Genomic DNA, 13761 nt, shown 5'->3' on the forward strand with positions numbered 1-13761 from the left:
TTTTTACAATGATTACTTTGCTGTTCTACTAATGTGAGTATAATTTCAAGATGATCATTGTTCAATTCAATTATTTATATGATAATGATAGGTAAAACCTATCATTAGAGGTGATTCCCATCGAGTTAAGACAATTAGAATACTTTGTAGCTGTTTCAAACGAATTACATTTTACAAAAGCAGCTGAAAAATTAAACATTTCACAACCTTCACTGAGTCAACAGATTCGTGCACTTGAACATGAAATTGGTATGCCTCTTTTTGATCGAATTGGCAAAAAAATCTCTTTAACAGAAGCGGGAAGAATTTTGCTTTCACATAGTAAAAAAATCTTTCACGAAGTAGAACAAGCGCATGCTGCAATTCAAGATTTAAACGGGCTTCAGCAAGGAAAGTTAACCATTGGTGCTCTATTGACGACCGTAAACTACTTATTACCACCAGCCATTTTGAATTTTAATGAGTTATATCCCAATATTGAACTTTCCGTATTAGGTCTTCGTACTGGGGAAATTCGTGAAAAATTGTTACAAAACGAATTAGATATTGGCATTACATTTCTTCCTGTTCAAGACAAAGAAATCATATCTATTCCGCTTTATCAAAATGAACTTACTTTAGTAGTGCCAACTAATCACGAATTAACACAACACACTACTGTAACGATGGGAGTGTTACAGAAATATCCTATTATCCTTCTTCCCAAAAATTTCTTTTTAACACAGCTTATTCGTTCGCATTGTCAAAACTTTAACTTTACACCAAAACCAATTTTAGAAATAAGTACAATGGAATCATTAATTCACATGGTGTCAAAAGGAATGGGAATTACAGTGTTGCCTAAACCATATATAGACTTTCTACAGAGTAACTCTATTCAAGCTATTAAAATCAAAAATCCTACTGCAACAATAGAAATTGGAATTATTTATAGAAAGGATAAATATATGTGTGCCGCTACACGAATGTTTATTGAGCAGTTACAAAAGATTGTAGCTTCTTTTCAAAAAATAGAAATTTAAATATAAACTAGGTGAAACAACAAAGGTAAAGTAAACAAAGAAAAAGAGTTGATTGTCTCTGCTGAAGGATACCAACTCTTTTTGGAGTTTCATTCATTTCTCACCTATAACGTATACCTTCTTTTTCCTTCCCATTTTATATGCCAATTTGATTTTTCGTAGTTGTAGCCTTCTCTTGAACAAGAAAATATATGCTCGGAAGGATGAGTAAACTAGCAATTGCACAAATTATTCCTAAGACAAAGAACGGTAAACCTTTACTCAAAGCAAACGATGCAACACTTGAAGCAATCGTCATTCCGATATACATTGCAGAACTATTTAATGCCATAACTGTCCCTCGTATAGCTGGATTTAATTCTGAAATCAAGGCAGTGAGTGAAGCCTGACCAAACCCAATACATATACTCCAGATCATATGTGCGGTAATCGCATATTTTACATTTCCAATATATACAGAAAATAAAATCACACTTATAGAAGCAAATATACTTGCGATTGAAACCACAACTTTCTTACCTATTTTATCCGCCAATTTCCCACCAGCTATATTACCAATTACACTTCCTAAACCAGCAAAGAAAATAACAATTCCAATCTGTCCAATTGTAAACCCAAAATTTATTCCATAATACACACCTATGTATGAGAACATACCATGTAGTCCTACAGTCCATAAAAACGTTGCTAATAACGCAAAGAAAACAGAGAAATTTGTAAATACGATTTTACAAGATCCAATCATTGCTTTGGGTGCAGAAATTGATAACTGGTTTTTCGAAATCTCTTTTTGTAACAATCGACTTGTAATTAACGTAACAAGCAAAGCCAGTAATCCAATAATATAAAATGTCCATTGCCAGTTTCCTACCTCAGATAAAAACGCACCGATAGGGACACCTAATACCGTCGATCCAACCATTGCTCCCATAATCATCCCCATCGCTTTTCCTCGTGACTGGTACGGTACTTTATCTCCTACTAATGCAAATACACTTGGCATGATCATAGCTCCGGATAAACCAGTCAGTCCACGAAACAATAAGAGTATTTCAAAATGATTCGTAAGCCCGGTACAAAATGTAGCGGCTGAAAAAATGATAAGACCTGTGACAATCATTTGCTTTCTCCCCACCTTATCAGACAATGGTCCAAAAAATGGAGCTGTTATCCCATAGCATAGTGCGTATGCTGTAATTAAAAGCCCTCCCTTTTCAGCAGGCATTCCTATTGTCTGTGAAATCGCAGGCAATAATGGTGAAACAATTAAAGAATCTAAACCGATAAAAAACGCGATAACTGCTAAAATACGTAACATTGATTTTACTTGCAACTTGTATTCCCCTCTTTTTACTTCATATATGAAATAATTATTTAAATTCCTCCTCACACCTCCGATTTTATATACGTTATTTTATTTCATATATGTATTATTTATATAAAGAAAAATGTAACAGAATGTTACACTTTTCTTATATATCACAATTAAACTATACAATGCTTCCATTTTAATAATAATTCTTGTAGCTTCTGTTCTTCTTCATCAGTAAAACAGCCACAATTTTCTTCTAAAAAACCTGCATATTTTACATCGACTTTTTCCCTAGCTATTTCTCCCTTTTCAGTTAAATACACAAGTGTTTCACGTTGATCATTTGGATTTTTCTCTGTCGCAACGTAACCATCTCGTTTCATCCTTTGGATCATCGTTGTCATATTACTTGGAACACACCCCATATTTTCAATTAGCTTAGACATAGAAACCTTTCCAGACTTCGTAAGTACTTGTATCACACCAAATTGAACATAACTTATATCGTGCTCTTCTATCGCTTTATCCAAATTTCTTTGCAGTTGATGATAGACATCTCGAATATTTCCATATAATTCTCTTTTTTTCATATCCATTCGAAAAAGCCTTCCTTTTTTATTTCATATATGAATCTTATTCCCATTTATTTCATATGTCAAATAAAGCGAATATGCAGCGGAACTTTTATATTTCGCTACGTATTTATCCTTATCTATCAAATTTTCAAAACTATTTTTTAACTTGTTCACCACCTGCTATTAACATGCTTCCTGAGAATGTCTCCTTTTGCATGAAGACTTTATTAATCAACTCTTTCTGCTCATTTTGTGACATTACACCCTTACCTTCGCCAAGATTACCGCTTTGTAATTTCCAAATCGTATTATGATCCGCATCAACTTTCTCGTATTTCCCTTGTTTCCATCTTTCTAAAATATCTATATATGTATTTTTATGATTCATATCACTACTCTTAACAATCCCCAATAAACTTTCAATTCGTTCTTGCGTTATAAAAATATAACCCCACTTTTGATCCGCTTTTACTTTTTGATGTGCCATTTCATGTAATGCGATTTGTAATTTTTCATCAGTCCACTTAAAGCCTTTATTAAAGTCACTATTTGGCAACGAATAATTACCATTATCTAGCGGTTTTGCATTCTCTGCTTTTACTTTACTATCAGCTAACACTTCCACTGCCGGAGCCGCAGTTGGTGTTTTTTTAGCGGTTGGTTTACTATGATTGAGATAATATAAAATTCCGTAAGTAAGTGCCACACCGATTACTACCATTCCAGCAATTATCCCTAGTATTTTTAATAGTGTTTTCATTGTACATATTTCCTCCCCCCAACATTCTATCACTCATTTTTTCCTACCTATTGCGTTTTTCAAAAATAACTTGTTATAAATTATTCTTTAAAAATGCTTTTTCTTAAAAATTCTCCATCCATTCTCTCCCCAAAAATAACATTTGATCAAAATCTTTCATAGGTTTCCTTTTATTGTATTTCTATTCAGTTTCATATTGCAAGATTATTCTGTAAAAGGATTATGATTTTCTAAAATTCATATAAGAATTTTTCCACACTCCATCTCTGCTCGGCAAAATACGGTTAGCTTTATCCAGACTATACCCTTTGAAATCAGTTGAATTAAGAAAGCATTTTATTTTAAGTCATTTAAATTTGTGCTAGATTAGTACGTAAAGAAGATGACTGAAATGAGTTTATTACATAAAGGTATAACATTCCTTCATTTTGACGGAAACGTATGAATTACAAAATAAACTTCATTCTTATCCACATGAAGATATTGATTTTAGGCATCTAGAACACTCAAATTTATATTGTAAAAAATATCCTGTATCATATCAAAGAACAGTTGCATAATAAAAAAATCAAATATACTAATCTTAGGAACCTTCTATCAAACATTTAAACGTTATAGTCATACTCATTACTTTTCACATTATGCACGATGTTGTTCTAATCACAATATAACTATCCCCCATAAATTACCCAATATTATGTTGTTTCAATTTTCTTCCCCACAATTGTCTCCATAATACAATGCAGGCAACAGCAAGCATAATTGTTGTGATTACACTTCCTTCAATCCCAAAAGTTCCTCCATGTAACGATTTCGGACCGCTTGTTGTTGATTTAAACAGAGGTGTAGAGTATATTGTTGTACCACTTACCGCAAAACCATATATATTATATTGAGCCCAGTTCCATATAGAATGCCAAGCACATATACCCCAAAGACTATTTTCCTTTAATACATAAAACGCTGCGAATACACCAACTAATATGATATTTGATATAGAAAGAACTGTAATGCCTGGATTCAGTAGATGGAGAAATCCAAATAGTAATGAGGTAACAGCAACTCCAATCCATACCCGACTTCTAACTGAAATAACTGGAAATAACCAACCACGTACAACAATTTCTTCTGTGGCACCTTGTACTAAAAATGCTATTAAAGAACCTACCATTCCCAATATGACTGTACTTGAAATCTGTTGTATATGTAAGGTAACAGAACCACTTAAAACTAAAATTAAAACGGGTATTGTTATAAATGTAAGCCCAATGAATGCTCCGCGTAAGTATTTTTTTAAAGCTTTATCTTTCCAAAAACCAATTGATGAAAATGGACGTTTTTCCACAAAACGAACCCATAAAAATACAAATAAAATTGCTCCGCCAAATGTTAATAACATCCTTAAGTTATCATAAATCCCTTTCATCAATGTCGTTTCTGCTTTTGGTAAAAACAACATAAATAGCATGAATAACTCACCAAGTGTTAAAAATACAATCGATAATATTACTGCTAAAATTGGGTGTACTTTTTTTCGACCTTCCTTTGCTGCTTCAATTGTTTTAAATCGACTATTATTCAAAACTACTCCTCCCTTCCCTTCTATAACTTACAAATACTTCCTATTTTACACTAAATTTATTATTTTTTATACTTTTATATCCCCATTTAAAATTCATATCCATAAATTTAAAAATACAACAAGGAATGCCACTCGTAATCATTTGGAGTATTTTCACATATTTTCGAACCAGGAATAATACATAAAAGTGAATATTTTTAATCTTGTTAATAAAAAACTTAGATACATGAAATACAATCAAATCCCTATACCAATAGCATTATTGAAGCACTCGCTCTTAAAAATATCCTGTTTCCTTCCAACACTTGCTATTTCTCACCATTTGTTGTAAGATAGGTCTTAAGGTCAAATTTATAAAAGCTTAACTTTACATATTATCAAGCATCTATTAAGAATAATAAGTATTCCTAATGGTTTTTTGATAATATGTGAATTTTTATTTTCGTTGAAATAAGACGGATCATATTGTAATTTATTTTTCTTATTTTTAGGAGGCATTTACCATGACATTAACAGGTAAAGTAAAATGGTTTAACAGCGAAAAAGGTTTCGGTTTCATCGAAGTTGAAGACGGTAGCGATGTATTCGTTCACTTCTCAGCTATCACTGGCGAAGGTTTCAAATCTCTTGACGAAGGTCAAGAAGTTAGCTTCGAAGTTGAAGAAGGCAACCGCGGACCTCAAGCTAAAAACGTTGTAAAGCTATAATTTAAACAATAAAAAGGTTGTTACCATCGCACGGTTAACAACCTTTTTAATATATAATTAAAATTTTTACATAAAAGGAGTGGTCACATGTATCGCAATCGAAAGAACGATGTAGCAGAAGTACCACCAGAACAAACCCCTGTTTGGGAATGTGAATCAGAGGATTGTTTAGGATGGATGAGAAAGAACTTTTCATTTGAAGAAGAGCCAAAATGCCCTTTATGTAAAAGTAGCATGAAAAGCGGAGAACGTTTATTACCTAAATTAGGTTAATTTCTTCATTCCCCTCTTATCTTTTGATAAGAGGGGTTCGTTATTTTTCATTACTATCTAATTATAAAAGAAAAACCATGCGTACTATATCTCATGGTTCTTTTCTATATCTGTTCGTATAATAGAATATATATATACATCTCGTTGTTGATCTCCTTGATGAATATACCCTCTTAATAGTCCTTCTTTCTGAAATCCTATTTTGGACAACATCTTACAAGATGCTACATTTTCAGGATATGTAATTGCACCGATTCTGAATATCCCTAGCTCCTGAAAACTATAGGTAATGATTTTTTGCACAGCTTCCGTTGCATAGCCTTTTCTCCAGTAAGAAGGATGTAAATCATAACCAATCTCAGAACGTTTACTCCAAAGTTGTAAATTATTTAATCCAATCGTACCAATTAAAATACCTGTTTCCTTCAATACAATTCCCCATCGAATTGCACGTTTTTCAAAAAAATTTTTTGAAAAAGATTCAATCATACGCGAAGCCTGACCAAATTCTGTAAAGGAATTCATTCCATAATAGCGCGTTACTTCTTCAAGCGAAAAAATTTCATATATTTTTTGACAATAAGATTGATCAATTTCAACTAAACGTAACCGTTCTGTTTCTAAAACAGGAAATGCCATTGAAATCCTCCTAATGTTTTTCTTTTTACTGATTTATTATATCAGAAAAATCTTCTCCAATCGGAAGTTTCATCATAAATAAAAGCCTGTTTTCTAAATAGATGAAACAGGCTTCCCCCATGGTTTTCTTAATTTATTCGGTTTATACACAATATTTAATTCGTTTTAAATCTAACCGAATTAATACTCTAAATTATTATCTTTCAAGTATTTCTAACACTTACCGGAAAAGAAATTCAAAACCAAAATCTGATGTTTACTGATTTAATAGTAACTGCAATCATTATGATTACCATAATCGGATTCCTACTATTATTCGGAACACGGAAAATGGAATTAACAAATAAAAATAAGGATTAATGTTTCTTTAAAAATGAACTATATATATTTGTTTCTCGAAAGCTTCCCCATATCCAATATCAATTGGATATTTATGTTAAAATATTAGTGAACTATACATCACGTTATTATTCAACGCAGAGATAAGAGTTGTATTAACGGAGGTGACCGAAAATCATGTATATTTTTATAGGCATTGCCCTCTTGTTCATTTCACTTGTTTTTTTATTCGCACAGCGATTCGCACCAAACTCGGCGATGATGACAAGTTTCAAAGGAAACAGCTTGAAAAAATTTATAATTGGGCTTGTAATCGCCTCGGTATTATCACTTTCATATGGATTTTATCACGCAGCCACTTATCAACCTTCCTTGCTAGACATTAAACTAAACAATACACAATATATCGTTTCAGGTGATATTGGTGAATTTGGTTATTTCTCAGAACAAATAATCAAAAAAGAAAAAGAAACCGAACTTTATTTCGCTTCTTGGAAAACACTGAGTTTAGAAAAACCTCAAATTATCATAAACTACCCTTCTGGTAAAACAGAAACTTGGAAACCGAATATTTCCCTAATAAAAAATACATCCACAAAAGAAATAAAAGAAAAATATAACATAAAAGAGGTTTATCAACTCTCCCCTTATTCATTTAAAGAAGCTGGTAACGTCACATTAACAATTACAGAAAATAAAACGAAACGTGCAGAAACCCTAATCAAAATTAAAGAATAAACGATAGATACAATTTTTAGTAAAAAACAGACGAAATCCCACTCTTATACTAGAGAGGGATTTCGTCAAAAATATAAAGGTTACGTTATTCAAAGTGATTATTCAATACTTCAATAATCTTCTCTGCCGTTTTCTTTCCATTTCCTATACAAGCCCCAATGCCTACACCATAGTATGAAGCCCCCGCTAGATACATATTTGGAAAAACATCTAATAATTTCTCATTTAAAGATTGAACTGCATGGTTATGTTCTAAATGATAATTTGGCATTAAATCTTTCCAGTCCGTAACTTCAACAATTTGCGGTTCTCCCTGAATTCTAAGGCTTTTCTCAATATCAGATAAGGCAACTTGAATCAATTCTTCCTTACTTTTATGTTTCATTTTTTCATAAGCAGGATTCGAACTTTTATAAAACAATCTCACCAATAAATTTTGTTTATCTGATGTATGCTTCCATTTCCTGCTTGTCCACGTGCATGCATCACAAAGTAAATCACTATTTTCTGAAACAATGAAACCAGTTCCATCTACCGGTAATTGTTCATCAGCTATTTCAAACCCTAAATAAATGCTAATTAACGAAGAATTTTTTAGTTTATTGAAATCATCATCTAATTCATTAGAACTTAATAATGTTTGTGCAACATCATGTGGAGTAGCTATAACAACGTAATCCGCTTTTATTGTCTCTTGATTTGAAAAAGAAACTTCATATCCATCATCAACTCTATTTACCTTCGTCGTTGTTACTCCTTTTCGTATATCTGTCTCAGCTAATTCCTCTTCTAAACGATTAATAATCGTAGAAAGTCCATTTTTAAATGATAAAAACTTCTTATTCCCAGCAGCCTGAAATTGTTTTTTATTTACTTCAAAACCTTTTATAATACTGCCGTATGTATTTTTGTAATCAAGTAAATATGGTAGTGTAGAAGCCATTGTAAGCTCATTCAATTTACCAGAATACACTCCTGAAAGAACGGGGGAAATCTGTTTTTCAACCAACTCTTTTCCTAAAAAACTTTCTAAAAATACAGCGAGTGATGTATCTTTCGTAAAATCTTTATTCTTTGTAATAAAGTCTTTCAGCGCAATGATTTTCCCTTTCGTTGAAACTAACGTACTACTAAATAACGACTCTACACTCATCGGTATACCAAATACTGTGTCAGCAGGAATCGGATGTAACGTATCATTTGAGTAAATATAAGAAATACCTGTTTCGTTATATACCATTTCATCTTCTAATTGCAGTTCTTTTACAAATGGCATAACATTTTCATTTCGTGCAACGATTGAATCGGCTCCTGTTTCCAGGATGAAATCTTTTTCTTTCACACTGTGAATTTTCCCGCCCAAATATTCATTCTGTTCTACAAGGATTAATTCCAAATCTATATCGTAATCCTTTTTTAATCTTTCTAAATGATACATAGTAGAAAGTCCTGTAATACCGCCACCTATGACAACAACTGTTTTCATACCTGCTACGCTCCTAACCGATACTATAAATAAATTCCTTTATTATTATACCCAAAAATGAGCTTTCTCGACTAGCAACTTTCAAAGTTCTTGAAAAGGTATACAATGTATGTGAATACATTTCAGATTGATCATTATACACTAAATGATTAAGCCAAAGGAAACATAGCAATATGAATCTCCGAATTTAGTTATTTAAAAGATATAGCAGCTGAAGACTCATCCTCCGAACTCCCTCCAGCAATACATAATGCAGGCACTTAAAGATTAGAAACATCACTAGTTTCACAAAAAGGATAACGATTCGTTTCATTCCATAATTGAATGAAAGTTCTCCCAGCACTATTCTCATGAATTTCATTCATATACGAAACTACTTCTTCATTTTCAAACATTTTTTATGATGCACAGCTTCTTGTTATAAGGTTTCTTCTCAATTCTATGGTTGAACTGAAAAAAACATCAACAAAAGTTAATAATTTCATTTTACTTGGTGGTCTTTTCATAAACAAAAATATCGCTAATCTATTTACTTTCTTTCATTAAATTATTTAAATAAAACATACTTCATATTACAGTAGTGTTTATAACATGATGAGATTCTAAAATGAGGTTCGTAACGCTTAATGATGTTAGAAGATATATTTAAATAAGGAAATAATTATACTTTTTAATATTTACAGCTAATAAACTAACCAACTATCACTTAATCATTATTTCTGTATAAAGTGACCGCTCTTTATTTTAATAACATAAAATAATTTATTAACTTGTCTAATTCCTGGCTCATTTCAAGTACTTTTTGGTGTTGAAATCCATAATTTGAAACAAGTGCAAAAAGTTCTTCTTTTTTCACTTCAATGATATGTTCTAATTTTCTCAGCTCCATGTTTTATTTACTCGCTCCAATTTGAAAATATATGTACTCTAGTATAGACTACTTACATAATAAGTAAAAGTGTTATGTTTATGTAAATCTTACATCTTTAAGAAAAAGCTACTCCCCATTACAAGAAAAAGAATGCTTTACAAAAAAAGCATTCTTTTTCTTGTAATTTTTAATTATGTACAATTAAACCATTGGGCCGAAGACGACTCATCATAATTTCATCAATGAACTTACCATGAGCTTTTAGATTCCCCCTTTTTATACCTTCTTCCCTAAATCCAAATTTTTCATATAGTACTTTTGCACCAGGGTTTATTTCCAAAACACCAAGTTCTACTCTCTCTAGCATTAACCAATTATCTGTAAGATCCAGCATTTTCGTCATCAAACCTTTCCCAATGCCTTTATTATGATATTCACTATCTACACCGATAAATAAATCTCCCGAATGTGACCTTCGTCCTTGCCCTTGCGTTAAACCAATAAACCCAACGACTTTTCCATCATACTCAGCAACAAATTCAAATTGATTCGGCGCTAGATTTCGAATCCTATTTTCCATCGCATCCACTCGCATACTAGGCAAGAAAACCATATATGGTAAAACATCATTTTGTATGCATATACGATGAATTGCTCTAGCATCTTGTATTTCTACTGCACGAATCGTAACCTCCATCACTTTACCTCCTTTTCAACTAATACATTAAAGGTTCTTTATTTCTATACAAGAATCCTACTTGCATTTATCTTTAAATCTCCTAATTCATCTGTTTGCATAACAATATTCTTAAAACTTTTGTATAGAAAATATAAAATTTCCTTTTTTTATTTCCTGAATTGTCATATAATAACGGAATGATTTTTATTTTTCTAAAAACTATAGTTTGGAGGTTTTCATATGACTACACTCGGTATTATCCGGCATGGCAGCACACATTGGAATAAAGAAGGTAGAGCACAAGGAAATTCAAATATTCCACTTGATCAAGCTGGATTATCTGAAGCTTATAAACTTGCAGAACGTTTAGCTACAGAGAAGTGGGATGTAATCTACTCTAGCGATTTATTAAGAGCGAAACAAACTGCTGAGGCAATAGAAAAAAACATTGAAAATATACAAATCCATTTAGAGCCTAGACTTCGCGAAGTAAGCGGTGGACAAATTGAAGGAACAACCGAAGACGAACGAATTTCGAAGTGGGGAGATAATTGGAGAGAGCTTGATTTAGGAATCGAAAGTGCTGATAGCGTTAAAGCAAGAGCTATACCTTTTATTGAAGAAATTACATATAAATATCCTAACAAAAACATCTTAATCGTTAGTCATGGCTCATTCATTAAGCAGCTTCTCAAAGAATTAGTACCTCATTTGAGCATGATAGAATCTCCTAAAAATACATCAATAACTAAAATTATAAAAATAGAGAACGGATGGGATCCAGAATTATATAATTGCACGGTACATTTAGATTAAATGTTTAAAATTCTAACAAAAAAGAAGCTCTTAGTAGCAAGTCTTCTTTTTTGTTTTATAGTTTCCTACAAATATGAGATATTCGCTATTATATAGTGCTTAAATCTTTTCCCATAATAACATAAGGAACATCATCTTTCTGTATTAGTACGATATTCACCACAAATCCCCTCCTAATAAAAAAATCATAGCAGTTACTGTGTTTATAAAAAAATTAAAGAATATTGAAATAAAATATTCTATCTATAATTTCTTTCTTATTATTAATACAAAAACGTTCACGTGTAGCTTTAAAGTAAAGTTTGATTAAATTAACGGTTTTAACCTTGATATAAAAGCAAATATGAAGAGCATGTTTTGAAATACTATGTAATATTTATCGAATTTACCCAATTCTAAGATAACCACCCTTAGTTTAACAGTAGCTTTTTTCAGCAAACGGATGCATTAGTGAATAGAATATATGGAGCAAATACTCTCTATAATTGATATACATAGTATTTAAATATTTTCTTTCTATTGGAGGGATTTCCTAATGGTTGATAATATTCAACAACTTATTCAAGAGCATAGACAATTTTCCCATAATGATTATACAAAAAGTCTTCAATTCCGCCTTAAACAGTTAGAAAAATTAAAAATTTCTATTCAACAATATGAAAATCAAGTGCTGAGCGCATTATATCAAGATTTACACAAAAGCGAGTTTGAAGCTTATGCTGCAGAAATTGGTTTCACATTAAACAGTATCAACTTTATAATGAAATACCTAAAACAGTGGATGAAACCACAAAAAGTAAAAACACCTATTCACTTTTTACCTTCCAAAAGCTACATAATAAAAGAGCCATATGGTACAGTGCTAATTATTGGACCTTTTAATTATCCATTCCAATCATTAATTGAACCTCTTATTGGGGCAATTGCGGCAGGAAACTGTGTAGTTCTCAAACCTTCAGAAAATGCACCAAATGTTTCAACTGTAATTAACAAAATAATAAGTGAAACGTTTGATAAGCAATATATTCGTGTAATTGAAGGAGACAGAGAAACAACTTCTTTATTAATTCATGCACCATTTGACTATATCTTTTTTACTGGTAGCGTTCAAGTTGGAAAAATTGTCATGGAAGCCGCGGCAAAAAATCTTGTACCAGTAACATTAGAACTTGGTGGAAAAGGACCAGCTATTGTCGATGAAACAGCTAACCTCGATATAGCAGCCAAACGTATTATCTGGGGAAAATTCATAAACGCTGGGCAATCCTGTATTGCACCCGATTATGTTATTGCACACAAATCTGTTAAGGTAAAACTAATTTCGAAGATGAAAGAAATAATCACCCGCTTTTATGGATCGGATGTATCAAAAAGCAATGATTATGGTCGAATTGTCAATGAGAGACAATTTGATAGACTTATTTCTATATTAGAAAAAGACCAAAATCATATAATATTTGGTGGAAATTCATCTAGAAGTCATTTATATATTGAACCAACACTTCTTGAAGTAAAATCATGGGATGATGCAGCTATGAAAGAAGAAATTTTCGGACCAATTTTACCAATTATGGAGTACAACGATTTAGATGGGGTCATTCACATGGTTAACAACCATCCTAAACCGTTAGCCTTGTATGTGTTTACTGAAAATAAAAATGTTGAAAAACAGGTATTAGGACGAATTTCTTTTGGAGGAGGATGCGTCAATGATACAATGTCACATATGGCTAATCTCCACTTACCCTTTGGTGGAGTAGGAAATGCAGGGTTCGGTTCCTATCATGGCAAACATAGTTTTGATACTTTTACACATCGTAAAAGCATTTTAAAGAAAAGCTCAAGGATAGATTTAGGGTTTGTATTTCCACCGTATAGGAACAAAATTAAAATTTTGCGAAAGATTTTTAAGTAATAAGAAAGAAACTGTTTGCTGAACATAGGGTATGGCAATCAAAAGTA

The 13761-nt window shown here is 31.9% G+C and carries 14 protein-coding genes and 1 pseudogene; 7 read left to right on the top strand and 8 right to left on the bottom strand.

Translation table 11 applies throughout. The annotated features are described in order from the left end of the window. Positions 1-110: 110 nt before the first annotated feature. Positions 111-1022, top strand: coding sequence for a LysR family transcriptional regulator (locus tag MHH71_RS03490; protein WP_006094882.1), 912 nt, complete (start codon positions 111-113; stop codon positions 1020-1022). 136 nt (positions 1023-1158) lie between these two features. Here MHH71_RS03490 and MHH71_RS03495 read toward each other — a convergent pair whose 3' ends face one another. From MHH71_RS03495 to MHH71_RS03505, 3 genes are all read right to left on the bottom strand, one after another. Further along, a complete protein-coding gene (locus MHH71_RS03495) occupies positions 1159-2355 on the bottom strand; it encodes an MFS transporter (protein WP_033798876.1) in 1197 nt (398 codons plus the stop codon). Positions 2356-2507: 152 nt separating this feature from the next. Beyond that, positions 2508-2930 carry a MarR family winged helix-turn-helix transcriptional regulator gene (locus MHH71_RS03500; protein WP_006094884.1) on the bottom strand — a complete coding sequence of 141 codons (423 nt, stop codon included), beginning with the start codon at positions 2928-2930 and terminating at the stop codon, positions 2508-2510. 133 nt (positions 2931-3063) lie between these two features. Beyond that, on the bottom strand, positions 3064-3669 hold the full coding sequence (locus tag MHH71_RS03505; protein ID WP_006094885.1) for a PRK06770 family protein: 606 nt from the start codon (positions 3667-3669) through the stop codon (positions 3064-3066). A gap of 391 nt (positions 3670-4060) precedes the next feature. Between MHH71_RS03505 and MHH71_RS30520 the strand changes: the two are divergent. Next, positions 4061-4242: pseudogene (locus MHH71_RS30520) on the top strand (arginase family protein); the annotation flags it as partial. A 112-nt stretch (positions 4243-4354) separates the two neighbouring features. Here the strand turns inward: MHH71_RS30520 and MHH71_RS03510 are convergent. Further along, positions 4355-5251 carry a CPBP family intramembrane glutamic endopeptidase gene (locus tag MHH71_RS03510; protein ID WP_006094887.1) on the bottom strand — a complete coding sequence of 299 codons (897 nt, stop codon included), beginning with the start codon at positions 5249-5251 and terminating at the stop codon, positions 4355-4357. Positions 5252-5754: 503 nt separating this feature from the next. Between MHH71_RS03510 and cspD the strand changes: the two genes are divergently transcribed. Together cspD and MHH71_RS03520 are read left to right on the top strand one after the other, a co-directional pair. Continuing rightward, the gene (cspD, locus tag MHH71_RS03515) at positions 5755-5958 is read left to right on the top strand and encodes a cold-shock protein CspD (RefSeq protein WP_003203959.1); all 204 of its coding nucleotides are present in this window, start codon (positions 5755-5757) and stop codon (positions 5956-5958) included. Between the two features lie 87 nt (positions 5959-6045). Continuing rightward, positions 6046-6231: a cold-shock protein gene (locus tag MHH71_RS03520; RefSeq protein ID WP_000286203.1), complete on the top strand. Its 186-nt coding sequence runs from the start codon at positions 6046-6048 to the stop codon at positions 6229-6231. An 84-nt stretch (positions 6232-6315) separates the two neighbouring features. Here the strand turns inward: MHH71_RS03520 and MHH71_RS03525 are convergent, their stop codons facing one another. Next, positions 6316-6870, bottom strand: coding sequence for a GNAT family N-acetyltransferase (locus MHH71_RS03525; protein ID WP_006094891.1), 555 nt, complete (start codon positions 6868-6870; stop codon positions 6316-6318). Between the two features lie 516 nt (positions 6871-7386). Between MHH71_RS03525 and MHH71_RS03530 the strand changes: the two genes are divergently transcribed. Beyond that, on the top strand, positions 7387-7947 hold the full coding sequence (locus tag MHH71_RS03530) for a hypothetical protein (protein ID WP_006094892.1): 561 nt from the start codon (positions 7387-7389) through the stop codon (positions 7945-7947). A gap of 85 nt (positions 7948-8032) precedes the next feature. Here MHH71_RS03530 and MHH71_RS03535 read toward each other — a convergent pair whose 3' ends face one another. From MHH71_RS03535 to MHH71_RS03545, 3 genes are all read right to left on the bottom strand, one after another. Next, positions 8033-9433, bottom strand: a complete 1401-nt coding sequence (locus tag MHH71_RS03535; protein WP_078211993.1) for a protoporphyrinogen oxidase — start codon at positions 9431-9433, stop codon at positions 8033-8035. Between the two features lie 739 nt (positions 9434-10172). Next, positions 10173-10322, bottom strand: coding sequence for an aspartyl-phosphate phosphatase Spo0E family protein (locus MHH71_RS03540; RefSeq protein ID WP_003203953.1), 150 nt, complete (start codon positions 10320-10322; stop codon positions 10173-10175). A 169-nt stretch (positions 10323-10491) separates the two neighbouring features. After that, positions 10492-11001 carry a GNAT family N-acetyltransferase gene (locus MHH71_RS03545; protein ID WP_003204482.1) on the bottom strand — a complete coding sequence of 170 codons (510 nt, stop codon included), beginning with the start codon at positions 10999-11001 and terminating at the stop codon, positions 10492-10494. Between the two features lie 222 nt (positions 11002-11223). Here MHH71_RS03545 and MHH71_RS03550 point away from each other — a divergent pair, with 222 nt between their 5' ends. After that, positions 11224-11799 (top strand): histidine phosphatase family protein, encoded by a 576-nt coding sequence (locus tag MHH71_RS03550; RefSeq protein WP_006097532.1) that lies wholly within the window; start codon positions 11224-11226, stop codon positions 11797-11799. Between the two features lie 535 nt (positions 11800-12334). Next, on the top strand, positions 12335-13714 hold the full coding sequence (locus tag MHH71_RS03555; protein WP_006097531.1) for an aldehyde dehydrogenase: 1380 nt from the start codon (positions 12335-12337) through the stop codon (positions 13712-13714). Positions 13715-13761 lie beyond the last annotated feature (47 nt).

It is taken from the genome of Bacillus sp. FSL H8-0534 (genome assembly GCF_038005885.1).
GTDB classification, from domain to species: domain Bacteria; phylum Bacillota; class Bacilli; order Bacillales; family Bacillaceae_G; genus Bacillus_A; species Bacillus_A pseudomycoides.